This window comes from Allochromatium vinosum DSM 180, assembly GCF_000025485.1.
Lineage (GTDB): Bacteria > Pseudomonadota > Gammaproteobacteria > Chromatiales > Chromatiaceae > Thermochromatium > Thermochromatium vinosum.
The window spans coordinates 2,539,023-2,563,160 of the sequence record NC_013851.1 but is presented as its reverse complement, the minus strand read 5'-3'; the positions used below and the strand labels follow the sequence as shown (position 1 = coordinate 2,563,160).

The window sequence follows — 24,138 nt, the reverse complement described above, 5'->3', positions numbered from 1 at the left end:
AGACCGAATGGCTAGGCCAGCAACGGCTCCAGCATGCGCCGAACCTCGCGAATCCGCGCGCCGGGTTCGGCCATGTCACGGAAAAACTTCAGCTTGTCACCGCCTTCCAGCTTGTATTCCTTGGGTCGGCTCTGGATCAGACCGATGAGTCTGGCCGGATCGATCCTGGGCGATTCGGTGAAGAGCAGACGCCCGCTCGCCGGTCCCGCCTCGATCTTGCGGATACCCCAAGGCTGGACCAAGAGTTTGAGTTCGGTGATCTCCAGCAGATTCTTCGCCGGTTCGGGCAGCAGGCCGAAGCGGTCGATCATCTCCACCTGCAATTCGCGCAGTTCCTCACGATCCCGTGCGCCGGCGATGCGCTTGTACAGCACCAGCCGCGCCTGCACATCCGGCAGATAGTCGCTCGGCAGCAGTGCCGGAATCCCGAGATCGATCTCGGTGCCGTGGTCGAGCGGGCGATCCAGCTCGGGTGCGCGTCCTGATTTCAGCGCCTCGACCGCGCGTTCCAGCAGCTCCATGTAGAGCGTGAAGCCGACTTCGGTGATCTGCCCCGACTGCTCGTCGCCCAGCAGCTCGCCCGCGCCGCGGATCTCCAGGTCATGAGTCGCCAGCGTGAAACCCGCGCCCAGATCCTCCATCGACTCGATGGCCTCCAGCCGTTTTTTCGCATCCGCCGTCATGGCCTTGGTCGGCGGCGTGATGAGATAGGCGTAGGCGCGATGGTGCGAGCGCCCGACCCGACCGCGCAACTGGTGCAACTGGGCCAGACCCAGCTTGTCGGCGCGGTTGATGAGGATGGTGTTGGCCGAGGGCACGTCGATGCCGCTCTCGATGATCGTCGTGCACACCAGCAGGTTGGAGCGCTGGTGATAGAAGTCGCGCATGATGCGTTCCAGCTCGCGTTCGCGCATCTGACCATGGGCGACCGCCACCCGTGCCTCCGGGATCAGGGCTTCGAGCTTCTGGGCCTGATTCTCGATGGTCTCGACTTCGTTGTGCAGGAAGTAGACCTGACCGCCGCGTTTCAGTTCGCGCAGCACGGCCTCCTGGACCAGGGCGTCGTTCCAGGGACTGACGAAGGTCTTGATCGGATGACGCTCGACCGGCGGGGTGGCGATGATCGACAGATCGCGCAGACCGGACATGGCCATGTTGAGCGTGCGCGGGATCGGCGTGGCAGTGAGCGTCAGGACATCGACCTCGCTGCGTAGGTTCTTCAACTGCTCCTTGTGACGCACGCCGAAGCGGTGCTCCTCGTCGATGATGGCCAGACCTAGGTTCTTGAAGCGGATCGTCGGCTGGAGCAGTTTATGAGTGCCGACCACGATGTCGACGGTGCCATCGGCCAGTCCGTCCAGGACCGCTTTCTGTTCCTTGGCGGTACGGAAGCGCGACAGGCTCTCGACGCGCACCGGCCAGTCGGCGAAGCGGTCGGAGAAGTTCTCGAAATGCTGTTGCGCCAGCAACGTGGTCGGCACCAGTACCACGACCTGACGCCCGCTGTGCACCGCCATGAAGGCCGCGCGCATGGCGACTTCGGTCTTGCCGAAGCCCACGTCACCACAGACCACGCGATCCATCGGCTTGGGATCGGCCATGTCGGCCAGCACCGATTCGATGGCGCGCTGCTGGTCAGGCGTCTCCTCGAACGGGAAGGCGGCGGCGAAGGCGGCATAGTCTTCGCCGCCCTCAGGGAAGGCCACACCCTGACGCGCCGCGCGCCGGGCATGGATGTCCAGGAGTTCAGCCGCCACGTCGTGCGCCTTCTGCGCCGCCCTGTGCTTGATCCGCTCCCACTGATCGCCGCCGAGCCGGTGCAGCGGCGCATTCTCGGGCGAGGCGCCGGTGTAGCGCGAGATCAACTGCAACGCGCTGACCGGGACATAGAGCTTGTCGCCGTTGGCGTATTCGAGCGTCAGGAACTCGGTGGTCAGGCCGCCGACCTCCAGCGTCTGGAGTCCCAGATAGCGTCCGACGCCGTGTTCCTCGTGGACCACGGGCGCACCCTCGGTCAGCTCGGTGAGGTTGCGGACGATGGCGTCGCTGTCGCGTTCGCGCTCGCGTCGACGCCGTTCCTGGCGCACCCGCTCGCCATAGAGCTGGCTTTCGGTGATGACGGCGAGCCTGGCGTCTTCGAGCAGCAGACCCTGTTCGATGGGGGCCACCGTCAGGGCGAGCGCGGCGTCGCCGTCGAGGAACGCCCGCCAGCCCGACACCGGACGGGCGTGGATGTCGAAGCCCTTGAGCTGCTCGGCGAGCAGTTCGCGCCGTCCGCTGCTCTCGGCGACGAAGAGCACGCGCCGCTCGCCGTCGGCGAGGAAACCCAGCAGAGCCTGCGCCGGTTGCGCGGCACGCGCCTGGATGGTCAGCGGCGGCAGGGGATGGGTGGCGAAGTTGCAGGCATCGGCATAGCCCTTGCGCCGCGCGTCGGCCGCGTCCGGCTGATGGAGCACGCCCGAGAGCCGGTTGAGCCGCCCGGCCAGTTCCTCGGGGGGCAGATAGAGCTGCGACGGCGGCAGCAGCGGACGTTCAGCGTCATGCCGCCGTTGTTCGTAGCGCTGCTCGACGTTCTCGAAGAAGATGCGCGCCGTCTCGCGACACGCGATCGACTCGACGACCAACGTATCCTCGGGCAGATAATCGAAGAGTGTCGCCGTCTGCTCGAAGAACAGCGGCAGATAGTATTCCAGCCCGCCCGGCGCCTGACCCTTGGAGACTTCGCGATAGATGAGACTGCGCTGCGGATCGCCGGCGATGGCGGCCCGGTAGCGCTGACGGAAACCGGCGATGGCCTCCTCGTCGAGCGGCAGCTCACGCGCCGGCAGCAGCCGGATGCGGTCGAGCTTGTCCCTGGAGCGTTGTGTCTCTGGATCGAAAACGCGGATACTCTCGACCTCTTCGTCGAACAGGTCGATGCGTAGCGGAACCTGACTGCCCATCGGGAAGACGTCCAGCAGCGAGCCGCGCACCGCATATTCGCCATGCCCGATGACCTGCGAGACGCACGAATAGCCCGCCCGCTCCAGCCGCCGGCGCGTGGCGTCGAGATCGAGTCGATCGCCGACGGCGAGCACCAGCGAATGCCCATCGACATAGTCGCGCGGCGGCAGACGTTGCATCAGGGTTGCGACCGGGACGATCAGCACGCCGCGCTCCAGCGTCGGCAGGCGATGCAGGGTCAGCAGCCGCTCCGAGACCAGCTCGGGTAGCGGCGAGAAGACGTCGTAGGGCAGGGTCTCCCAGTCGGGAAAGTCGAGGATCGGCCGCTCGCCTCCGTCCAGGAAGAATCCAAGCTCGGCACGCCGGGTCGCGGCGGTCTGGACGGCATCGACCACCACCAGCACCAGTCCGGGATGCCGCTCAGCGGCACCGGCGATGGCCAGGGCCGTGCCGGCGCCATGGAGTCCGCCCCAGAGCCGGCGCTCGCCCGGACGGCGCGGCAGCGGTGGATCGAGCGGAGAGTGCGATTCGGATGGAGAAGGCGACGACATCGTGCGGCAAACGACCTCGGGTTAGCGGAGGGGACAGGCCCGACGAGCCAATTTTCACGCCGGATTTTCGCACATGGACTGGCATTCGTCCGAGTCACCGGTATATAAGGGCAAACCCCGTTGGGCGTGAATCTTCTTTCATCGACGGTCGACAACCGTGGCGCAAATCTTCAGTATTACTCCTTTGATCGAGCGACCGGCGCCGTCGAGGCGTCGGCGATCGGACTCATCGCAATTCTCAAGGATCCAACGACATGGCTAAGACGATTCTAACCGTGGACGATTCGGCGTCCATCCGACAGATGGTCTCCTTCACGCTGAAGGAGGCGGGGTATGCGGTCACTGAGGCGGTCGACGGACAGGACGGCCTCGACAAGGCACGCTCCGGCAAGTTCGATCTCATCTTCACCGACCAGAACATGCCGCGCATGGACGGACTGAGCCTCATCAAACAGTTGCGCGCCCTGCCGACCTACAAGTCGGTGCCCATCCTGATGCTCACCACCGAGTCGAGCGACGCCATGAAGAGTCAGGGCCGGGCAGCCGGCGCGACCGGCTGGCTGGTCAAACCCTTCGACCCGGCCAAGCTGCTGGAAGTCGTCCGCAAAGTGATCGGTTGAACGCGCCGCGCCAGAGCTGAGGGGGAGGGGTCATGAGCATCGACATGAGTCAGTTCTATCAGGTGTTCTTCGAGGAGGCCGGCGAGAACCTGGCCGCGATGGAGAGCCTGTTGCTGGAGTTGGACGTCGAAGCGCCGGATCTGGAGACCCTCAACGCCATCTTCCGCGCCGCGCATTCCATCAAGGGCGGGGCCGGCACCTTCGGTTTCAGCGACATGGCCGAAGTGACCCATATACTGGAGACCCTGCTCGATCGGCTGCGCAAGCAGGAACTGGCCCCAACGGTCGAGATGGTCGATGCCTTCCTCCAGGCCGGCGATGTGCTCAAGTCCCAGCTCCAGGCCCATCAGGAAGGCGAGGAGTACGAAGATTCGCGCGTAACCGAGGTCTGCCAGCACTTGGAACGGCTGGCGCGTGCGGACGATGCTGAGGGAGACGTTCCGGCGTCGTCTGCGGGCGAGATTCGGCCGACAGGCACGGTCGAGGCCGAGTCATCCGTCACGCACTGGCGTCTCGCGTTCGAGCCGGCCGGCATTGGTCAGGGCACGCCGGATGAACGTCGCGCCCTGTTCGAGGCGCTGGGTGAGCTGGGCCGGATCCAGGACATCGGTGCCGGCGAGACCGAGCGCTGCCTGTGGCAGTTGACATCGGCAGCCGGACGCGGCGCGATCGAAGAGATCCTGGCCTTCATCTGCGAGCCGGGGCAGGTCGAGATCGACACGATCGAGACACCGGAAGCGCCTGCTGAGACCGAGGCGGAAACCGAGACCGCCTACGGCTTTTTCACCGATGCACCCGGTCTGCAAGGCGACGCCGTGTTCGGCGCGGCCGCATCGGCGACCGAGCCGGATCAGGACGAACTCGGCTATGGTTTTTTCGAGGGCGCGCCCGGAACCGAGCACGGCGCCTCGGACTCGACTCCCGACCAGACCCAGGCGTTCGGTTTTCAGATCGAGATCCTGGAGTCCGACGGCTACGGCTTCTTCCGCGACGCCCCCGGCACCGAGGCCGCACTCGATCAGGAGCACTCGGGTTATGGACTCTTCGGCGGCAGCCCCGGCATGGATCGAGTGGCCGCCGTGGCGCACCAGGAGCGGCTCGACGATGAACGCGGGTATGGACTCTTCAATTCGGCACCCGGCTCTCCCGAGTCACGCCTGGACGACGATGCCTCGGCACCGATATCAACGGCAGCATCGCCGGCCATGGAGCGCGAGAGCCGTGCCGGCAACGCGCCCAAGCGCCCGGCCACGACCGATTCGTCCATCCGCGTCAGCGTCGAGAAAGTCGACCAACTGATCAATCTGGTCGGCGAACTCGTCATCACCCATGCCATGCTCGCCGACTCGGCGGCCGGACTCGACCCGGTCGTCCATGAGCGCATCATGGCCGGGCTGTCGAACCTGGAACGCAACTCGCGCGATCTGCAGGAAGCGGTGATGTCGATCCGCATGATGCCGATCAGCTTCGTCTTCAATCGCTTCCCGCGCGTGGTGCGCGACACGGCGGCCAGTCTCGGCAAAAGGGTCACGCTCAAGCTCATCGGCGAGGATACCGAACTCGACAAGGGGCTGATCGAGCGTCTGGCCGATCCGCTCAACCATCTGGTGCGCAACAGCATCGACCACGGCATCGAGCGCCCCGAGGCGCGTCTGGCCGCCGGCAAGCCCGAGACCGGCGAGATCGTGCTGCGCGCCAGCCATCGCGGCGGCAGCGTGGTGGTCGAGGTCAGTGACGACGGCGCCGGACTCAAGCGCGAGAAACTGCTCGCCAAGGCCGCCAAGCAGGGCATCCCGATGCCGGACAACCCGTCCGACAAGGATGTCTGGCAGCTCATCTTCCACGCCGGCTTCTCGACCGCCGAGCGCGTCACCGACATCTCGGGGCGCGGTGTCGGCATGGACGTGGTGCGGCGCAACATCGAGGACATGAACGGCCGGGTCGAGGTCGACTCGACGGCCGGGCGCGGCACGCACATCACCATCCGCCTGCCGCTGACGCTCGCCATCCTCGACGGACTCTCGGTGCGCATGGGCGAGGAAATGTTCATCCTGCCGTTGACCGTGATCCAGGAATCGATCCAGCCGCGCGCCGAGCAGTTCAAGACCGTCGTCGGCAAAGGGCGCGTAGTCCAGATCAACGACGAATATCTGCCGTTGGTGAGTCTGCACGATGTCTTCAGCAGCGGCCGCCCCGAGCCGAACCTGCTCGATGGCATCCTGGTCATCGTCGAGACCAACGAGGGGCGTGCCGCCGTATTGGTCGACGAACTGGTCGCCCAGCATCAGGTCGTCATCAAGAGCCTGGAGACCAACTATCGCAAGGTGGAAGGCGTTTCGGGGGCCACCATCATGGGCGATGGGCGCGTCGCCCTGATCCTGGACGTCGATGCCCTGGTCCGGCTCAACCGCCGGGCCGGCGGCTAGTCGAGATCGAATACTCAAACGAGACAAGGGGAGACCGAGACCATGAACGACGAGCGCCGGGAGGGCAGCGCGGTCGCGACCGACAGCGCGCGTGAGTATCTGACCTTTACGCTGGGCGATGAGGAGTACGGCATCGACATCCTCAAGGTCCAGGAGATCCGCGGCTATGACGCCGTGACCAAGATCGCCAACTCGCCCGACTTCATCAAGGGCGTGATCAACATGCGCGGCATCATCGTGCCCATCATCGACATGCGTCTGAAGTTCCATCTCGGGCAGGTCGAGTACAACGAATTCACGGTGGTCATCATCCTCAACATCAGCGGACGCATCGTGGGACTGGTGGTCGACGGCGTCTCGGACGTCATCGCGCTGCGCGGCGATCAGATCCGGCCCGCACCCGAGTTCGGCTCGGTGCTGGACACGGCCTACATCGACGGTCTGGCCACGCTCGACGAGCGCATGATCATCATGGTCGACATCGAGAGGCTCATGACCAGCCAGGAGATGGGACTGGTCGACCAGTCCCATCTGGCCGTGGCCTGAGCGGCGGCGATATGGCAGAGCGCGCGGCGGTGAGCCGTGAGCGTGAGTTCCATTTCACGTCACGCGACTTCGAGCAGATCCGGCGTCTGATCTATGAGCACGCCGGCATTTCGCTCAGTCCGGCCAAGATGGACATGGTCTACAGCCGCATCGCCCGGCGTCTGCGCGCCACCGGCCTGACCACCTTCGAGGAGTATCTGGACTTCCTGGATTCCAATCCGGACGAGTGGCCGCACTTCACCAACTCGCTCACCACCAACCTGACCTCGTTCTTCCGTGAGTCGCATCATTTCCCCGTGCTGGCCGAACTCGCGCTGGAGGCCAGGCGCCAGGGCCGGCGTCCGGTCCGGCTCTGGTCTTCGGCCTGCTCGACCGGCGAGGAACCCTATTCGATGGCCATGACCCTGATCGAGGCGTTCGATTCCTGGACGCCGCCCGTCAGGATCCTGGCGACCGATCTGGACACCAACGTGGTGCGCCAGGCCGCCGAGGGCATCTATGCGATGGACCGGGTCGGGAAACTGCCCGAGGCCCAGCTCAAGCGTTTCTTCCTGCGCGGCAAGGGGGCGCGAGCCGGTCAGGCACGGGTACGGCCCGAGGTGCGCGCCCTGATCGAGTTCCAGCCGCTCAACCTGCTCAGCGAGCATTGGCCGATACGCGAACCCTTCGAGGCCATCTTCTGCCGCAATGTCATGATCTACTTCGATAAGCCGACACAGGCGAAGATCCTGTCGCGTTTCCACCCGCTGCTGCGTCCGGACGGATTACTCTTCGTCGGACACTCCGAGAGTCTGGCGCATGTGGCCAATCTCTTTCGTCTGCGGGGCAAGACGGTCTACGCTCCCGTGCACACAAACTGAAATGGGACCGCTATGCAGCATGGATTCGAGGAAGTCCTGGCACCCAATCTCTACTACGACCGCCATTTCGAGATGGATGCGGTCAAGATCCTGCCGGGCGAGTACTATGTCTCGACACGCGAGATCCTGATGGTCACGGTGCTGGGTTCCTGTGTCGGAGCCTGTATCCGCGACCGGATCCGGGGCATCGGCGGCATCAATCATTTCATGCTGCCGGACGACAAGCGCGATGAGAACGAGCGCTTCAGTCGTTCGATGCGCTATGGCGACTATGCGATGGAAATCCTGATCAACCAATTGATCAAGCTCGGTGCGCGGCGCTCGAACCTGGAAGCCAAGGTCTTCGGCGGCGGCAATGTGCTGCCGGGTTTCAAGAACCATGTCGTCGGCGAACGCAACGCTCAGTTCGTGATCGATTATCTGACCACCGAGGGTATCCCCGTGGTCGCCCAGGATCTGCTGGGCAACTATCCGCGCAAGGTCTATTTCTTTCCGACCAGCGGTCGTGTCCTGGTCAAGAAACTGCGTAGCATGCACAACGACACCATCATCGAGCGCGAGCTCAGTTACAGTGAGACATTGCGTCGGGCGAAGGTCGAGGGCGAGGTGGAGCTGTTTTCATGAATGCGGCACGGATTCGAGTCGGGACGATACTGGAGACCTTCAGGTCACATTGGCCGCCGTTGCTCTTCGGTCTGGTGGCGTTGCTTCAGGTGCTGCTGTGGCCGGGGCTGGTTCCGGCCTGGGTCGCGGTATTGCTGCTGGCGGCGATCTGGCCGCTGTGGCTCGTGCTGGGGGCGAGCGGTGACGCGACGGGCCACGCGGCCCGGACGTCCGCACGATACGAAGGCGGCCGTCAGGAGAGTCCGGACGAGCGTGCGTTCTGGGATCTGGTGGTCGAGACCGACCAGCTCTTCGCGCCGCTGATGGACGAGCTGCGCGACTCGGTCCGGCAGGCCAGGGATCTGATCGGCCACGCCGCCGGCGACCTCCACGCCAGTTTCAACGGCCTCTCGGACGAGTCCAGGGCGCAGCAGCGTCTGGTGATGAACCTGATCTCCAGAACCGATCAGACGGGGCAGACCCAGGGCGAGCTGATCGATGTCAACGACTTCCTCGAAGCCAACAGCGAACTGCTCGCCCAGAACGTCGAGCGCCTGATCGATATGGGCAAGCACAGCGTCCATGTGGCCAATCAGATCGATGACCTCTCGGCGCAGATGGCCCACATCTTCGAGCAGCTCGATGGCGCCAAGCGCATCGCCCGTCAGACCAACCTGCTTGCGCTCAATGCCGCCATCGAGGCGGCGCGCGCGGGCGAGGCCGGACGTGGATTTGCGGTGGTGGCGCAGGAAGTCCGCAAGCTCTCCCAGGACGCCTCCGAGTTCAACGATCATATCCGCCAGCAGGTCGTGCAGGCGCAGTCGGTCTTCGCCGAGACCCGCGAGATCGTCGGCCGCATGGCCTCGCAGGACATGAACGCCTCCATCAGTGCCAAGGGCTCGATGGACGACATGATCGAACAGGTCCAGTCACTCAACGCCCAGATGGCGGTGGGCCTCGACGAACTGAACCGGATCGTCGACCGGCTCCAGAGCAATGTCGGCGCGGCGGTGCGCTTGTTACAATTCGAGGACATCGCCCGTCAGGTGCTGGAGCGCGCCGAGGTGCGCATCGAACTCATGGATCGCTTCGTCGCCGAGTTGCGGCGCATTCCGCTCGGACAGGTCCGTTCGATCGACGATATCGATCAGGCCAGGATTCGACTGGAGACACTGCACGCCGATCTGGTGGCCACCGCCCATCGTGCCGTAAGCCAGAGCTCAATGGACGAAGGCGACATCGAGCTCTTTTGAGGATCGAAGATGATACGTGTTCTCGTCGTCGACGACTCGGCCCTGATGCGTCAGCTGCTGACCGAGATCCTGGAGTCCGCCCCCGACATCGAGGTCGTGGGGAGCGCCCAGGATCCCTATGTGGCGCGCGAGCGCATCAAGGCGCTCGATCCCGACGTGCTCACGCTCGATGTCGAGATGCCGCGCATGGACGGGCTGACCTTTCTGCGCAATCTCATGCGGCTGCGCCCGATGCCGGTGGTGATGGTTTCCTCGCTCACCGAGCGCGGGGCCGAGGTGACGCTGCACGCGCTCGAACTGGGTGCAGTGGATTTCGTGCGCAAGCCCGATGGCCCGATCGCCGCCGGGATGCGCGAATATGCCGACGAGCTGATCGAAAAGATCCGGATAGCCGCGACCATCCGGGTCAGGCCCTTGCAGGTGGCGCCGGCGATGACGACCGAATCACAGCCACGCGCCATCCCGTCGTTTCGCACGACCGATCGTGTTCTGGCCATCGGCGCCTCGACCGGCGGCACCGAGGCGATCAAGGAGGTGCTGATGCGCCTGCCGCCCGACACGCCGGGCGTGGTCATCGCCCAGCACATTCCGGCCGGTTTCAGCACCGCCTTCGCCGAGCGCATGAACCGTCAGACCGGACTGGTGGTGAAAGAGGCCGCCGATGGCGATCGCATCATGCTGGGACATGCCTATATCGCGCCGGGCGACTACCATCTTCAGCTCGCCCGCGACGGCGCGCGCTATGTCTGTCGGCTCGACCGCAGCGAACCCGTCAATCGCCATCGGCCCAGTGTCGATGTGCTCTTCCGCTCGGTGGCCAAGACCGCCGGCACCAATGCCGCCGCCGCGCTCCTGACCGGCATGGGCGCCGATGGGGCTCAGGGACTCAAGGAACTGTACGATCTCGGCGTGCACACCATTGCCCAGGACGAGGCGACCAGTGTGGTCTGGGGGATGCCCGGCGAGGCGGTCAAGCGGGGCGGTGCCGTCGAGGTGCTGCCCCTGCGGGACATTGCCGCTGCCCTGCTCAAGGGGCTGACGGCCAAGCGCAAACATTGAACAGAAGTGTTATTGATCAGGAGTGTATGAATGAGCGTCACATCACGTATCGATCGAGAGAAGGGCGTGGTGACCATCTCCATCGACGGGCGTTTCGATTTTGCGCAGCACAAAGACTTCCGGAATGCGTATCAGAATATCGCCCCTGGATCCATGAAGTTCGTCGTGGATCTCACCCGGGCGTCCTATCTCGATAGTTCGGCCCTGGGGATGCTGCTCCTGCTGCGTGAGCACGTGGGCAGCCATCCCGGCAGCGTGCGCATCGCAGGCAGCAGCGAAGAGGTGCGCCGGGTGCTCAAGATCGCCAATTTCGACAAACTCTTCCAACTCGATTGAGCGTGTCGCTTCGGATCGAGCACCCAGCGGGCGCTCACTGGGCGATGAAATCCGTGAAGTAGACCGCGCTGATCGCCGGCCGTCCGGTCTGCTCCATCATGGTCTTGCGCAGGCTGTCGAGCAATTCGATCCGCAATTGCTCACGCGCCTCCGTGGTCATGATCTGCTCGCCGTCCCGACCGCCGAGCAGGCTGATCATGCGATCGCGCAGACGCGGCATGTGCAGGGTGATCAGGTCGGCGTCCGTCTGTGTCTCGATGAAGAACTGTAGGCTCAGCTTCAGGTAACTGCGCGGCTTGGCGAGATTGACGATCAGCGGTGGTTCCAGCGCCATGTATCCCGGGTAGGGTGACGCCGCCGCCTCCTCCTCGCTCGCCTGCGCCGTCAGGCTGGTCAGGGGGGCGAGCCCGAGGAGCAGGGCGAGTAGATAGGCTGTCTTGCGCTGCACGCTTGTCATCGTGAGACCTCTATGAGTGATGTGTGTTCGTCGAGCTTGAAGATGGAGACGGCGTGCGCCAGTTCGCGCGCCTGATCCTCAAGGCTCTCGGTGGCGGCGGCGGCCTGTTCGACCAAGGCGGCGTTCTGCTGGGTCATGGCGTCGATCTGCGTGATCGACTGCGTCGCCTGATCGATTCCGGTCGACTGTTCGAGACTGGCATTGGCGATCTCGGAGATCAGGGCGGCGACCTGATGGAAGCTCTCGACCACTTCCTCCATCTCGGTGCCGGCCTGTCGCGCCAGTCTTGCACCGCCATCGACCTTGCTCATCGAGTCCAGTATCAGGGTCTTGATCTCCTTGGCGGCCTGCGCGCTGCGCTGGGCCAGTTGGCGCACTTCCAGCGCGACCACGGCGAAGCCCTTGCCCTGCTCGCCGGCACGCGCGGCCTCCACGGCGGCGTTGAGTGCCAGGATGTTGGTCTGAAAGGCGATGGAGTCGATCACGCCGATGATGTCGGCGATGCGCCGGCTCGACTCCTGGATGCCGTTCATGGTTCCGACCACCGAGCGCACCGTTTCACCGCCGCGCTGGATGCGTTGATTGGCCATCGACGAGAGTTCGTTGGCCTGCTGGGCGTTCTGGGCATTGCGCTGGACACTGGTGTTGAAGCGCTCCATCGAGCTGGCGGTCTGCTCCAGCGAGCCGGCCTGCGACTCGGTGCGTGAGGAGAGATCCAGGTTGCCGGACGAGATCTCCTGCGCGGCGCTGTTGATTGCGGCGCTGGACTCCAGGATGCGGCCGACGACATCGCGCAGTTGGGCCAGGGTGGCATTGGTGTCGGACTTCAACTGACCGAAGGTGCCCTCGTACTCGGCCGTGATGCCCTGGCTCAGATCGCCCTTGGCGATGGCGTTCATGACGCGCGCCAGATCCCCGAGTCCGGACGAGACGATGCCGAGCAGTTGATTGAGTCCCTCGCTCAGATGGAGGAAGAAGCCGCGCTTGCCCTTGGGGTCGAGGCGGCCGCTGAAGTCGCCGTGCACGGCGGCCTCGACGACGGCCGAGAGTTCGCGCTCGATACCGACTTCGGTGGTGCGGTCGGTCCACTCGACCACTGAGCCGAGCCGCTCGCCCTGTTCGTTGAGCACGGGATTGGCCACGCGCCGCAACAGCCGGCCGCCGAGCTGGATCTCCTCGATACGCTCGGCGCTCAGGTCGGATAGCGGGGCCGGTGTCGCCGACTGGGGCTGGAGCGTCGCAAAGGGGCGCCCGAGCAGAGCGGCGGCGTCGAAGTCCGGCAGATCGCGGCGAATGTCGGACTCGGACTCGCGCAGCAGCCGGGTCATGGCCGCATTCATGTAGATGATGCGCTCGGCGTCGTCGATGACCATGACGTTGGTCGACGCCTTGTCCAGTGCACTCTGGATGCGCCGGCTCTCGGCAGCGAGCCGCCGCTCGCTCTCGATGCGTTCGTGCAGCTCCCGTTGCATGTGTTGCATGGCCGCGAGCAGGCTGGTCCTGTCGCCGGACCGCAGCGGGATGTCCTTGTCGAGCACGCCGTCGGCGATGGCGCGGGCGACTTCGACCGCGAAGGCCGGTTCGCCGCCCATCTGGCGCAGGATGCCGCGCACGATGAGCACGCCGAGCCAGAGCGTGGCCAGCAGCGTCAGTCCGGTCAGGAGCAGGAAGGCTGTGAGTGTTGTATGCGTCCGGCGTGCCTGCTCGTTCACGGCCTGGGCGATGTCACGCGAGAAGCCTTCCTCGACCTCGCGCAGCCGGTCGATCTTGGCGGTGATCTGGTCGAACCAGAGCTCGGGCGGGTAGATCAGCTCGGTTCCAACCCCGAGGTTGCGGACCATGATCTCGACCTGTTCGACATCCCGTACACTCGGGTGATCGAGACCGGACTCGAACGCCGCGCGCTGCTCGGGCGTGGCGAAGGCCAGGGTCAGGCGCTGGAAGCTGGCCTGATCGCTCAGGAGCGTCAGCAGAATCTCGTAGTTGGGTGCGGTGATCTGCCCGGCGCTGAAAGCACCCGAGAGGATTGCCCGCTCCTGACCGTTACGCTCCTTGAGGTAGAGCAGGGCGCTCTTGGCATTGGCCAGGCGTGCGATCCGGGCGTCGGGCAGTTCGTTGCCGGAGCGGGTGGCGACTTCCAGGAGATCGGCGATGGTGTCGCTGTAGGTCTTGAACGACTCTGGCGGGCGCGCGGCGAGTGAGTCGATGCGCGTGCGCAGCACGGCGATCCGGTCCAGCCCCGTGATGGACGCTTGCAGCAAACGGCTGTATTCGGGGGTGGCCCGTGTCAGATCGACGGCGGCGAGTGCGGCGCGCAGACCGGCGATCTCCGTATCCGAGGCGGTCCGCTGGTCCGGCAGCCGGTCGGCAAACTTGACGCCCCGGCTGGCGAGGAAGCCGGCCGACATCCCCCGTTCCTTCTGTAGCTCATGGGCCACCTCGCCCAAGGCCACCACCAGCGCGGCGACGTTTCGGGCATGGTGGACCTTCTGGATCTCGGTCGTCAGGCGCGTGACGCCGATCAGCGTCAGGATGACGAGCACCAGAGCGGGAACGCCGGCGAGCAGCAATAATTTGGTTCTGATCTTGAGACGATGGAGCATGTTCTTGGGAACCGCTATACCTTTTCACTGTGCGATGAAAGTGAAATGATGACACAGTTCAATAGAATCGAGCCTGGATCTTCGTCGCGAAAACCGGATGTCGCGACCGCGATGCGTGCGCTGATCCGACAGGCGCGTGCCACCCTGCCGTTCGAGGCGGCCGAGACGCAGGTTTGCACGGGCGTCTGTCAGGGCTGCTCGCGCAAGCTGCTCGATTTCCTGGAGAGCGAACTCGACGACTGGGAGCAGCGGCTCGATGCCGGTGAGCGTCCCGGACTGAGTGATCTCTCACGGCTGATGCAGACAGGTCGCAAAGTCGAGCGCGTCCTGACCCGCAATGGGCTGATCGGGGAGGCGGGAGCGTCGCATGATGGCTAGGCGCCATCCAGATGGAGCGCGGGATGGATTGGCCATGGTTGCGAGGTTGGGGGCGCTTTGAGACTGTGCCATCATCGGACATCTATCCAACCGATCCGTTTTGCAGCGAGACGCCCATGTCGTATCCAACCATCGAAGACCATGTCGGCCGTACCCCCCTGGTTCGACTCCAGCGCCTGCCCGGCGCCACCGACAACCTCGTCCTGGTCAAGCTCGAAGGCAACAATCCGGCCGGCTCGGTCAAGGACCGCCCGGCGCTCAACATGATCCGGCGCGCCGAGGAGCGCGGCACCATCCGCCCCGGCGACACCCTGATCGAGGCCACCAGCGGCAACACCGGCATCGCTCTGGCGATGGCCGCCGCCATCAAGGGCTATCGGATGCGGCTCATCATGCCCGAGCACATGAGCGAAGAACGCAGGGGCGTCATGCGCGCCTTCGGCGCCGAGATCGTCCTCACGCCCAAAGACGGCGGTATGGAGGCCGCCATCGATCTGGCCCTCGACATGGAAGCGCGCGGGGAGGGGATTCGGCTCGACCAGTTCTCCAACCCAGACAACCCGGCGGCACATTACGAGGGTACCGGCCCCGAGATCTGGCACGACACCCAGGGGCGAGTCACCCATTTCGTCAGCGCCATGGGGACTACGGGTACCATCATGGGGACGGGCCGCTATCTCAAGGAACAGAATCCCGAGGTCCAGGTCGTCGGCGTACAGCCGGACGAAGGTTCCAGCATCGCCGGCATCCGGCGCTGGCCGGAAGCCTATCTGCCGAAGATCTACGACCCGGCAGGCGTCGACCGGATCATCGATGTCTCGCAGGCCGTGGCCGAACAGACCGCGCGCGATCTGGCTGCGCGCGAGGGCCTCTTCGCCGGCGTCTCCTCGGGCGGAGCGGTCGCGGCAGCGCTCAGGCTCTCGCAGGAGGTCAGCGGGGCCGTGATCGTGGCCATCGTCTGCGATCGCGGGGATCGTTATCTCTCGACCGGCGTCTTTCCCGCTTGAACGGCATCGGTCTGTCTCCGGACCACTGATGGCGCCCGTTGGCCGCCCATACCGTTCGACACCTGCACTACACTCGAAGACACACAAGGCTCATGCTCATCGACTCACACTGCCACCTCGACCGGGTGGATCTCACGACCCATGACAATGACTTCGGATGCCTGATGCGTGCCTGCGCTGCATCCGGCGTCTCACGGATGCTCTGTGTCGGCATCGATCTGGAAGCCTATCCGGCGATGCGTCGTCTGGTCGATCCCTATCCCGAGGTCGATGTCGCCGTCGGCGTCCATCCGAACGAGGCGGGCGGTGAGGCGCCGAGCGTCGAGCGCCTGCTCGAACTGGCCGCCGATCCGCGCGTGGTGGCCATCGGTGAGACGGGACTCGACTACTATCGTCTCGAAGACGGTGAGGCGTCCGGTCAGCATGCGCGCTTTCGCACCCATATCGCCGCGGCGCGCGCTTGCGGCAAGCCGCTGATCATCCACACGCGCCAGGCGCGCGCCGACACCATCCGTCTGTTGCGCGAAGAAGGCGCCGGGGCGGTCGGCGGCGTGCTGCACTGTTTCACCGAGGATTGGGAGATGGCGCGTGCCGGGCTGGATCTCGGCTTCTATGTATCCTTCTCCGGCATCATCACCTTCAAGAGCGCGGAGTCGTTGCGCGAGGTGGCGCGCCAAGTGCCGCTCGACCGACTGCTGATCGAGACCGACTCACCCTATCTGGCTCCTGTGCCCTATCGCGGCAAACCCAACGAACCGACTTATCTCCAGCACGTCGCCGCGTGCATCGCCGATCTGCGTGGCCTGGATGTCGAGCGCTTGGCCGAAGTGATAGTGGACAATTATAGTCGTTTATTTGTCGTGGATGATTGAGACGCTATAATCGATGTGGCAGGTCGTCGCCAGAGTCCCCCAAACCCAACGAGGGCGCGCTTCATGGACACCGACTTTTATGCCGATCGCCGTCGATCCCCGCGTATTCCGCTCGCCGCGCTGGTTCAGCTTCAGTCGATCGACCACCTGGGCGATCCAGGGGAGAGGGGTTCGCCTGCAAATCCAGGCGGCTTATCGCACGATGTCAGCGAAGGCGGCATGTGTCTTTTTACACAAATAGAGCATAATGTTAATGAACGATTGCTGCTGGCCTTCGAATACGTGAAGATGGGTTGCCTCAACATCACGTCATGCGAAGGGTCCGTGGTCTGGTCCAAGCCATTGAGCGGGGACTGCCGCTATATGCTTGGAATCCGCTTCCGCGACGTCCATTGATCCGCCGCTCCGGCTGTCAGTCGCCTTCATCCAGGCGCCGGCGCAACAGATAGATGTCCAGCAGCCAGCCCTTCTCTTCCCGAACACGCGCCTTGGTACTCAGCAGTTCATCGAGCACGTCGTCGACCGGCCCGGACACCAGCACCTCATCCGGGCAACCCAGATAGCCGCCCCAGTAGACGTCCATGTCCTGTCCGGTGAAGCGCTGGAATGAGGCATTGTAGTCGAGCATGACCACGGCATTGTGGATCTCGGCCGGGTCGCAGTGTTCGACATGGCGGCCGGTGGTGATGGTGATGCTTTCGCCGACACGGTTGAGCGGGATCTTGTGTTTGGCGGTCAGCACCTGCACCGAGGTGATGCCGGGGATGATCTCGAACTCCAGCGCGCCGTCGGAGGCGTCGACCAACTCGGCGATCATGGTCACAGTCTGGTCGTAGAGCGAAGGATCGCCCCACAGCAGTAGCGCGCCGCTTTGCCCATCTTGCAGCTCTTCGTCGATCAGGCGCGCGAAGAGCTGGCGCTTGGTGTCGTGCCAGGCGCGCACCGTCTCCCGGTAGCCGTCCGGGAGCATGCGCCGCTCCGGGCTGATTGCGGTGACGACCCGATAGTCCGAGTCGCCGAGATAGCGTTGCAGGATGTCGTGACGCATCCGCAGCAGCTCGTCCTTGCCGCGTCCCTCCTTCTCCAGCATGAAGAAGACGTCGACCCGTTTCAGGGTCTCGATGGCCTGGATCGTGAGATATTCGGGGCCGCCTGGACCCATGCCGATCAAATACAAGCGTTTCATGCGGTTTCTTACGTTGTGATGAGTGCGCCGCCCGGATTCCGGCGGGTGCGTCGATTAAAAAGTGATCGGAGAGCGATCGCGGTCGTATGCGTCGTCGGTTCGCGCCACCTATAGCATGGCGATCCGGGCGAGTCGTTGGTAACATTGCCCGCTTGAGTCCCATTCGGTCCGCGCGCTGGCGCCAGGGTCTCGATACCCCGCGTCGCTCCAGGGTTGCCTGGACGGGCGCGACCGACGCATTCTCCTTATCTGTGGCCGAGCCGCCGCCGTCCTTAGAGGCGTCCGTGACCGACCCTTCATGAGACAACCCGGAGCTGACGATGCGAATCCTTTTTATCCACCCCAACTATAGCGCCGGTGCCGCCGACATCGCCGGCAACTGGTCGCCGGCCTGGGTCGCCTATATCGCGGGCTATCTGAAGTCGGGTGGCTATCAAGATTACCATTTCATCGATGGTCTGGTGGACAAGCTCGACGACGACCAGATGCGCGAGGCGATCCGTGCCGCCCAGCCCGACATCATCGCCACCACCGCGATGACGCCGATGATCTATGCCGCCCAGCGCGTGCTGCAGATCGCCAAGGAAGAACATCCGAACGCCATCACCGTGCTCGGCGGCATCCACGGCACCTTCATGTACGAGCAGGTGCTCGGCGAGGCGCCCTGGATCGATGCCATCGTGCGCGGCGAGGGCGAGGCCGTCACCCTGAATCTGGTGCGCTGCATCGACGAGGGCCGCTGGCCGAACGAGCGCGAGTCCGTGCGCGGCATCGCCTTCCGCGACGAGTCGGGCAAGGTGATCGCCACCGAGGCCGAGCCGTCGATCAAGGACGTGGATTCGATCTGGCCGGACTGGGGCATCCTGGAGTGGAAGAAGTACATCTACATCCCGCTCGGCGTGCCGGTCGCGACCCCGAACATGGCGCGCGGCTGTCCCTTCACCTGTAGCTTCTGCTCGCAGTGGAAGTTCTGGCGCGATTACCGCGTGCGCAATCCCAAGCGCATGGTCGACGAGATCGAAGAGCTGGTGAAGGTCCACGGCGTGGGCTTCTTCATCCTCGCCGACGAAGAACCCCAGATCAACAAGAAGATGTTCATCGAGTTCTGCCAGGAACTCATCGACCGCGACCTGGGCATCCACTGGGGCATCAACACCCGCGTGACCGACGTCATGCGCGACGAGGATCTGCTGCCCTTCTACCGCAAGGCCGGGCTGGTGCACATCTCGCTCGGCACCGAGGCGGCGGCACAGCTCAATCTCGATCGCTTCGTCAAGGAGACCACGATCGAGCAGAACAAGCGCGCCATCCAGCTCCTGCAGAAGAACGGCATCGTCACCGAGGCGCAGTTCATCGTCGGTCTGGAGAACGAGACCCGCGAGACCCTGGAAGAGACCTATCAGATGGTCATGGACTGGGGCGCGGACATGGCCAACTGGTCGATGTACACCCCCTGGCCGTTCTCGGACATGTTCGCCGAGATGGGCGACAAGGTCGAGGTGTTCGACTATTCGAAGTACAACTTCGTCTCGCCGATCATGAAGCCCGACAACATCGACCGCGCCGAGCTGCTCGACGGCGTCATGGCCAACTACCGGCGCTTCTACATGCGGCGGATGTTCTTCCAGTATCCCTGGGTGCGTGATCCCTTCCGCCGCAAGTATCTGATCGGCTGTATCAAGGCGTTCCTGAAGAGCGCGATGGAGCGTCGCTTCTATCAGCTCGGCAAACAGAACTACTGGGGGCCGCTGTTCAAGAAGTTCATCAAGTTCGAGTACGACAAGGACCGCTCCAAGATCGTCGAGCCGGATCACAACGCCTGGAAGAAGGCGCCGCCTGCCAAGCGTCCGGCGGTCGTCAGCGCGGTCGGCGCGGCGCCCCAGGCCTGTGCTGGCGGCAGCCCCAAGGCGTGCGGCGGTGGCGACGAGCAGATGACCGACGAGCAGATGGAAGCCGTCGCGCGCGCCAGCACCGGCCAGTCCAAGCAGGCCGAGGTCGCCTGATCCGGTGTAGGGTGGTGCGCCATGCGCACCCTACCGCTTGTCCAATGTGACCCGCATTCGTTTTGGCGACGAATGCGGGTCGCTTCGTTTTGAGAGAGACCGCATGACCGATTCAGCCCCCACCATCCGTCTCGAACTCCCCCCGCTCGGCACCTACGGCCCGCGCCGTGCGCGCGCTCTGATGATCCAGGGTACGGCCTCAGACGTCGGCAAGAGCCTGCTGGTCGCCGGGCTCTGTCGTGCCTACACCCGACGCGGGCTGGTGGTGCGCCCCTTCAAGGCGCAGAACATGAGCAACAACGCCGCTGTCACGGCCGACACCGACGTGCCGCCCGGCCCGGACGGCGAACAGCCGCGCGGTGAGATCGGACGCGCTCAGGCGCTCCAGGCGCGCGCCTGCGGCGTGCCGCCCTCGATCCACATGAACCCGGTGCTCCTGAAGCCCCAGACCAACATCGGTTCCCAGGTCGTGCTGCGCGGTCGTGCGCTCGGCAATTGTCCGGCGCGGGTCTATCACGAGATGCGCCAGGGGCTGATGCCGGCGGTGCTGGATTCCTTCGAGCGCCTCTGTGCCGAGGCCGATCTGGTGCTGGTCGAGGGGGCGGGCAGCGGCGCCGAGATCTATCTGCGCCACTGCGACATCACCAATATGCACTTCGCCGAACGCGCCGATGTGCCTGTGGTGGTGGTCGGCGATCTGGACAAGGGCGGAACCATGGCCTCGCTGGTCGGCACCTGGCTCCTGCTCGATCAGGCCGACCGCGACCGGGTCGTCGGCTATCTGGTCAACAAGTTCCGTGGGGACTTCTCGCTGTTCGAGCCGGCGTGCGACACCATCACCGAAATCACCGGCTGGCCGTTTCGTGGCATGGTGCGCTGGTTCGAGGGCGCTTCGCGCCTGCCGGCGGAGGACTCACTGGCGCTCGAACGCCCGGCCGAGACCACGGGCGGCACGCTCAACGTCGTCATTCCGCGTCTGTCGCGCGTGGCCAACTTCGACGACATGGATCCGCTGGCCGCCGAGCCGAGTGTGAATCTGCGCTGGATCGAGCCTGGACATCCAATCCCGGCCGAGACCGATGTCGTCATCCTGCCCGGTTCCAAGGCCACGCGCGCCGATCTGGACGTGCTGCGCCGCGAGGGCTGGGACATCGATATCCTGGCCCATGTGCGGCGCGGGGGGAGGGTCGTCGGACTTTGTGCCGGCTACCAGATGCTCGGGCGCGTGGTGCGCGATCCGCGCGGTATCGAAGGCGAACCGGGTGAGACGCCCGGACTGGGCCTGCTCGACATCGAGACCGAGATCGGCGCCGACAAGCGCCTGATCGAGATCGCCGGGCGCGAGCGGCAGAGCGGCTGCCGGATCAGCGGTTACGAGATGCACATGGGCCGCACCACCGGCCCTGGACTGGAGCGTCCCTGGCTGAGGCTGGAGGACGGCGCCGGCAAAGTGCACCCCGAAGGCGCCATCACCGCCGACGGTCGGGTCATGGGCGGCTATCTGCACGGGATCTTCGGTGCCGATGAATTCCGCGCCCACTGGCTCGAACAGGTCGGTGCCCAAGCGGCGCGTCTCGACTTCGAGGCGCGCATCGAAGCGGCTCTCGACGCGCTCGCCGATCACATCGAGCGCTGTCTGGATCTGGACGCGCTGCTCGAACTGGCACGCTGATCGGGTCGCGGCAGCGCCGCGACCCCACGGCCACCCGTCGGCGCGCTTCGGTCGATGGCGGCCGCCGCCTGGCCGACCGTCTGCCCGTCCAGATGGAACAGGGCCACGGCCCTGGCCAGTGACCGCGCCTGCTCCTCCAGACTCTCAGCCGCCGCCGCCGCTTCCTCGACCAGGGCGGCGTTCTGCTGCGTGACCTCGTCCAACTGAGTCACGGCGCGCGAGACCTGTTCGATACCGCTGCTCTGCTGGCGGCTGGCCACGGCGATTTCAGTCACGAGGGTCGTCACCTGCTGGAAAGAGTCGACGATCTCGTTCATCGTCTGACCGGCCTGCTCGACCAGCTTCACCCCGTCTTCGACCTGCTCGACCGAACCGACGATCAGGGTCTTGATCTCGCGGGCGGCCTGACCGCTGCGTTGCGCCAGATTGCGCACCTCGGCGGCGACCACCGCAAAGCCGCGTCCCTGCTCGCCGGCACGCGCCGCCTCGACGGCCGCATTGAGCGCCAGGATGTTGGTCTGGAAGGCGATGGAGTCGATCACGCCGATGATGTCGGCGATCTGGCGACTCGAATCCTGGATGCGCCCCATGTTGTCGACCACGTGCCGGACGAGTTCGCCGCCGCGCGCCGCGACCCGGTTGGAGTCCTGGGCGAGCTGATTGGCTTCCTGGGCATTGTGGGCATTCTGTTTGACCGTGGCATTCAGCTCTTCCATGGCGCTCGCGGTTTTCTCCAGGGTGCCGGCCTGGGTCTCGGTACGGATCGACAGGTCGCTGTTGCCTGAGGCGATCTCAGTCGCCGCCGTATTGATGGCGTCGGTCGACTCCTTGATGCCGGTGACGACCTCGCGCAGACGCTCGACCGTCAGGTTGGTGTCGTCCTTGAGCCGGCCGAAGGTGCCGGCATAGTCCGACTCGATACGCCGGCTCAGATCACCTTGAGCGATGGCCGCGAGCACCTGGGCCACGTCAGTCAGTCCGGCCGAGAGGATATCGACCAGCCGGTTGAGTCCATCGGCGAGTTCGTGGAAGAACCCGGTCTTGCCCTCCAGCGTCAGGCGGCGCGAGAAATCACCCTGGACGGCGGCCTCCAGCAGCGACGCCAGTTCGGTCTCGGTCTCGACCTCACTGGTGCGGTCGGTCCATTCGACCACAGTGCCCAAACGCTCACCCTGATCATTGATGACCGGATTGAAGATCATGCGGAACGTACGCCCGCCGAGACGGACCTGAGCGAGGTGATTGTTCTGGAGTGTCGCCAGCATCGACTGCTGACGCTCGGGCTGACGGTGGAAGATGTCCAGATGACTCCCGAGCAGGCTGTCGACACTGAATTCGGGCAGATCGCGCCTCAGGTCGGATTCGGCCAGGCGCAGCATCCGGAGCAGGGCTTCGTTGGCATAAATGATGATTCCGTCGCGGTCGGACACCATCATGTTGGTCGAGGACTTGTCGAGCGCGCTCTTGATGCGCAGCGCCTCGGCCGAGATGCGCGCATCGGCGCGGGTGCGCGCGTCGAGGCTCGTCTGCATCCGCGCCAGGGCGTCGAACAGTGTGCCGATCTCGTCGCGTCTCGTGGTGTCGATCGGGTTGTCGTAATGGCCGGCGCCGATGCGCTCGAAGATCCGCGTGGCCTCGCCAAGCGGTCGGCCGACCAGACGCCGCGTCAGCCAGAAGAGGATGAGCGCCAGCACCGCCACCACGACCAGGGCGGCGCCGAGCGTCAGGTTGCGCAGCAGGACGCTGTCGCGGCTCAGCTCGTCGTCGTAGGAACCGCCGCCGATCACCCAGTCCCAGGCCGGAAAGTGGGTGTAGGCCACCACCTTCATGCGCGGCGCGGTCTCGCCCGTCTCGCGGTTGATCCAGGGATAGTGGATCACGCCCTCCTTGCGCTCCAGGATCTCGCGGATGAAGGCCCGGCCGTCGGCGTCCCTGGCGTCGAGGATGTTGGTGCCTTCCTGGGCTGGATGGATGACCAGACGCCCGAAATCCGGTCCGGGTCGGGCATCCAGTGCGTAGAAGTAGCCGGTCTCGCCGATCCGGATCGACAGGATCTCGTGCTTGAGATGGTCCAGACCAGCGGTCATGTCGAGTCCGATGAAGAACGCGCCGATGACTTCGCGGCGTGCGTTCAGCATGGGCCGGTAGACAGTCATGTGATCGCGCCCGAAGAGGGTGGCGCGCCCGATGAATTCCTCTCCGGCGAGCAGCGCCGGGAGTGCGGGATGATCGCTGGCGAGCAGGGTGCCGACGGCCCGCTCGCCCTGCTCGTCCCGGAGTGTGGTGGCGACACGCACGAAGTCGTTGTCACGACGCACGAAGAGCGTGGCTACGGCATCCGTGGCCTTGGTGAAGCGTTCGAGAACGCTGTCGTCGAGCGTGAGTCGACGCTCGCCGTCGTAGAGCGCCGGGGTGATCTGGTCGCCGACCAGCACCGGCTCTTCGGGGTTCAGCGTGAAGACCGAGCCGAAGCGCGCAGCCAGTTGCTCCATCAGTCGATGGGCCTCCTCGCGCAGCGCCGAATCATGGTTGGCGAGCATGGAGCGCACCAGCTTGCTCTGCTGTTCGAGCTGGGCGATGACCTTGCGTTCCATGAGCGAGTGGTTGAACTGGGCCACGCCGATGGCGAAGGCGCCCATCAGAACCGCGATCACCCCGACAGCGGCCAAGGTCAGGGCCATGGCCACCGAGCGGCCGCCAACGAATCTCTGTCCGATCATGCAGAACCTTTTCTATACGAACCGAAGTGTTTGAGTCTCGACA

General features: G+C 64.8%; 19 protein-coding genes. 14 read left to right on the top strand and 5 right to left on the bottom strand.

Translation table 11 applies throughout. The annotated features are described in order from the left end of the window. Window positions 1-11 precede the first annotated feature (11 nt). Window positions 12-3,494 carry a transcription-repair coupling factor gene (gene mfd / locus ALVIN_RS11160; protein WP_012971431.1) on the bottom strand — a complete coding sequence of 1,161 codons (3,483 nt, stop codon included), beginning with the start codon at window positions 3,492-3,494 and terminating at the stop codon, window positions 12-14. Between the two features lie 254 nt (window positions 3,495-3,748). Between mfd and ALVIN_RS11155 the strand changes: the two genes are divergently transcribed. From ALVIN_RS11155 to ALVIN_RS11120, 8 genes are read left to right on the top strand one after another with little or no spacing between them, the layout of a single operon-like run. Further along, the gene (locus ALVIN_RS11155) at window positions 3,749-4,114 is read left to right on the top strand and encodes a response regulator (protein WP_012971430.1); all 366 of its coding nucleotides are present in this window, start codon (window positions 3,749-3,751) and stop codon (window positions 4,112-4,114) included. Between the two features lie 32 nt (window positions 4,115-4,146). Next, complete coding sequence (locus ALVIN_RS11150) at window positions 4,147-6,540, top strand: chemotaxis protein CheW (protein ID WP_012971429.1); 2,394 nt, start codon at window positions 4,147-4,149, stop codon at window positions 6,538-6,540. Between the two features lie 42 nt (window positions 6,541-6,582). Next, complete coding sequence (locus tag ALVIN_RS11145; RefSeq protein ID WP_012971428.1) at window positions 6,583-7,086, top strand: chemotaxis protein CheW; 504 nt, start codon at window positions 6,583-6,585, stop codon at window positions 7,084-7,086. 11 nt (window positions 7,087-7,097) lie between these two features. After that, the gene (locus ALVIN_RS11140) at window positions 7,098-7,946 is read left to right on the top strand and encodes a CheR family methyltransferase (RefSeq protein ID WP_012971427.1); all 849 of its coding nucleotides are present in this window, start codon (window positions 7,098-7,100) and stop codon (window positions 7,944-7,946) included. Between the two features lie 12 nt (window positions 7,947-7,958). Further along, entirely contained in the window at window positions 7,959-8,570 is a 612-nt protein-coding gene (gene cheD / locus ALVIN_RS11135; protein WP_012971426.1) for a chemoreceptor glutamine deamidase CheD, read from the top strand. Then, entirely contained in the window at window positions 8,567-9,802 is a 1,236-nt protein-coding gene (locus ALVIN_RS11130) for a methyl-accepting chemotaxis protein (RefSeq protein WP_012971425.1), read from the top strand. Before cheD ends, ALVIN_RS11130 begins: the two co-directional genes overlap by 4 nt. A gap of 9 nt (window positions 9,803-9,811) precedes the next feature. Then, entirely contained in the window at window positions 9,812-10,861 is a 1,050-nt protein-coding gene (locus tag ALVIN_RS11125) for a protein-glutamate methylesterase/protein-glutamine glutaminase (RefSeq protein ID WP_012971424.1), read from the top strand. 30 nt (window positions 10,862-10,891) lie between these two features. Further along, window positions 10,892-11,197, top strand: a complete 306-nt coding sequence (locus tag ALVIN_RS11120; protein WP_012971423.1) for an STAS domain-containing protein — start codon at window positions 10,892-10,894, stop codon at window positions 11,195-11,197. A gap of 34 nt (window positions 11,198-11,231) precedes the next feature. Here ALVIN_RS11120 and ALVIN_RS11115 read toward each other — a convergent pair whose 3' ends face one another. Further along, window positions 11,232-11,654, bottom strand: coding sequence for a flagellar basal body-associated FliL family protein (locus ALVIN_RS11115; protein WP_012971422.1), 423 nt, complete (start codon window positions 11,652-11,654; stop codon window positions 11,232-11,234). Beyond that, on the bottom strand, window positions 11,651-14,257 hold the full coding sequence (locus ALVIN_RS11110) for a methyl-accepting chemotaxis protein (protein WP_012971421.1): 2,607 nt from the start codon (window positions 14,255-14,257) through the stop codon (window positions 11,651-11,653). Before ALVIN_RS11110 ends, ALVIN_RS11115 begins: the two co-directional genes overlap by 4 nt. A 111-nt stretch (window positions 14,258-14,368) precedes the next feature. Here ALVIN_RS11110 and ALVIN_RS11105 point away from each other — a divergent pair, with 111 nt between their 5' ends. From ALVIN_RS11105 to ALVIN_RS17150, 4 genes are all read left to right on the top strand, one after another. Beyond that, window positions 14,369-14,635: a hypothetical protein gene (locus ALVIN_RS11105; RefSeq protein WP_043795627.1), complete on the top strand. Its 267-nt coding sequence runs from the start codon at window positions 14,369-14,371 to the stop codon at window positions 14,633-14,635. A 116-nt stretch (window positions 14,636-14,751) separates the two neighbouring features. Further along, window positions 14,752-15,642, top strand: coding sequence for a cysteine synthase CysM (gene cysM / locus ALVIN_RS11100; protein WP_012971419.1), 891 nt, complete (start codon window positions 14,752-14,754; stop codon window positions 15,640-15,642). A gap of 92 nt (window positions 15,643-15,734) precedes the next feature. Further along, the gene (locus ALVIN_RS11095; RefSeq protein WP_012971418.1) at window positions 15,735-16,514 is read left to right on the top strand and encodes a TatD family hydrolase; all 780 of its coding nucleotides are present in this window, start codon (window positions 15,735-15,737) and stop codon (window positions 16,512-16,514) included. Between the two features lie 63 nt (window positions 16,515-16,577). Then, a complete protein-coding gene (locus ALVIN_RS17150) occupies window positions 16,578-16,910 on the top strand; it encodes a PilZ domain-containing protein (RefSeq protein ID WP_012971417.1) in 333 nt (110 codons plus the stop codon). 16 nt (window positions 16,911-16,926) lie between these two features. On the opposite strand, the gene cobF is transcribed toward ALVIN_RS17150, so the two are convergent. Next, the gene (gene cobF, locus ALVIN_RS11090) at window positions 16,927-17,700 is read right to left on the bottom strand and encodes a precorrin-6A synthase (deacetylating) (protein WP_012971416.1); all 774 of its coding nucleotides are present in this window, start codon (window positions 17,698-17,700) and stop codon (window positions 16,927-16,929) included. A 320-nt stretch (window positions 17,701-18,020) separates the two neighbouring features. Between cobF and bchE the strand changes: the two genes are divergently transcribed. Both bchE and ALVIN_RS11080 read left to right on the top strand, forming a co-directional pair. Then, the gene (gene bchE / locus ALVIN_RS11085; RefSeq protein WP_012971415.1) at window positions 18,021-19,703 is read left to right on the top strand and encodes a magnesium-protoporphyrin IX monomethyl ester anaerobic oxidative cyclase; all 1,683 of its coding nucleotides are present in this window, start codon (window positions 18,021-18,023) and stop codon (window positions 19,701-19,703) included. A gap of 103 nt (window positions 19,704-19,806) precedes the next feature. After that, window positions 19,807-21,375: a cobyric acid synthase gene (locus ALVIN_RS11080; RefSeq protein WP_012971414.1), complete on the top strand. Its 1,569-nt coding sequence runs from the start codon at window positions 19,807-19,809 to the stop codon at window positions 21,373-21,375. Here ALVIN_RS11080 and ALVIN_RS18225 read toward each other — a convergent pair. After that, window positions 21,324-24,095: a Cache 3/Cache 2 fusion domain-containing protein gene (locus ALVIN_RS18225; RefSeq protein WP_012971413.1), complete on the bottom strand. Its 2,772-nt coding sequence runs from the start codon at window positions 24,093-24,095 to the stop codon at window positions 21,324-21,326. The genes ALVIN_RS11080 and ALVIN_RS18225 overlap by 52 nt on opposite strands. Between the last annotated feature and the right edge of the window lie 43 nt (window positions 24,096-24,138).

Excerpts from the sequence above, each read along its gene's own strand:
- ALVIN_RS11095 (WP_012971418.1), top strand. The coding sequence starts at position 15,735 with ATGCTCATCGACTCACACTGCCACCTCGACCGGGTGGATCTCACGACC.
- ALVIN_RS11125 (WP_012971424.1), top strand. The coding sequence starts at position 9,812 with ATGATACGTGTTCTCGTCGTCGACGACTCGGCCCTGATGCGTCAGCTG.
- ALVIN_RS11130 (WP_012971425.1), top strand. The coding sequence starts at position 8,567 with ATGAATGCGGCACGGATTCGAGTCGGGACGATACTGGAGACCTTCAGG.
- bchE (WP_012971415.1), top strand. The coding sequence starts at position 18,021 with ATGCGAATCCTTTTTATCCACCCCAACTATAGCGCCGGTGCCGCCGAC.
- cheD (WP_012971426.1), top strand. The coding sequence starts at position 7,959 with ATGCAGCATGGATTCGAGGAAGTCCTGGCACCCAATCTCTACTACGAC.
- ALVIN_RS11105 (WP_043795627.1), top strand. The coding sequence starts at position 14,369 with ATGCGTGCGCTGATCCGACAGGCGCGTGCCACCCTGCCGTTCGAGGCG.
- mfd (WP_012971431.1), bottom strand. The coding sequence starts at position 3,494 with ATGTCGTCGCCTTCTCCATCCGAATCGCACTCTCCGCTCGATCCACCG.
- ALVIN_RS11110 (WP_012971421.1), bottom strand. The coding sequence starts at position 14,257 with ATGCTCCATCGTCTCAAGATCAGAACCAAATTATTGCTGCTCGCCGGC.
- ALVIN_RS18225 (WP_012971413.1), bottom strand. The coding sequence starts at position 24,095 with ATGATCGGACAGAGATTCGTTGGCGGCCGCTCGGTGGCCATGGCCCTG.
- ALVIN_RS11115 (WP_012971422.1), bottom strand. The coding sequence starts at position 11,654 with ATGACAAGCGTGCAGCGCAAGACAGCCTATCTACTCGCCCTGCTCCTC.
- ALVIN_RS11080 (WP_012971414.1), top strand. The coding sequence starts at position 19,807 with ATGACCGATTCAGCCCCCACCATCCGTCTCGAACTCCCCCCGCTCGGC.
- cysM (WP_012971419.1), top strand. The coding sequence starts at position 14,752 with ATGTCGTATCCAACCATCGAAGACCATGTCGGCCGTACCCCCCTGGTT.
- cobF (WP_012971416.1), bottom strand. The coding sequence starts at position 17,700 with ATGAAACGCTTGTATTTGATCGGCATGGGTCCAGGCGGCCCCGAATAT.
- ALVIN_RS11120 (WP_012971423.1), top strand. The coding sequence starts at position 10,892 with ATGAGCGTCACATCACGTATCGATCGAGAGAAGGGCGTGGTGACCATC.
- ALVIN_RS11140 (WP_012971427.1), top strand. The coding sequence starts at position 7,098 with ATGGCAGAGCGCGCGGCGGTGAGCCGTGAGCGTGAGTTCCATTTCACG.
- ALVIN_RS17150 (WP_012971417.1), top strand. The coding sequence starts at position 16,578 with ATGGACACCGACTTTTATGCCGATCGCCGTCGATCCCCGCGTATTCCG.
- ALVIN_RS11145 (WP_012971428.1), top strand. The coding sequence starts at position 6,583 with ATGAACGACGAGCGCCGGGAGGGCAGCGCGGTCGCGACCGACAGCGCG.
- ALVIN_RS11150 (WP_012971429.1), top strand. The coding sequence starts at position 4,147 with ATGAGCATCGACATGAGTCAGTTCTATCAGGTGTTCTTCGAGGAGGCC.
- ALVIN_RS11155 (WP_012971430.1), top strand. The coding sequence starts at position 3,749 with ATGGCTAAGACGATTCTAACCGTGGACGATTCGGCGTCCATCCGACAG.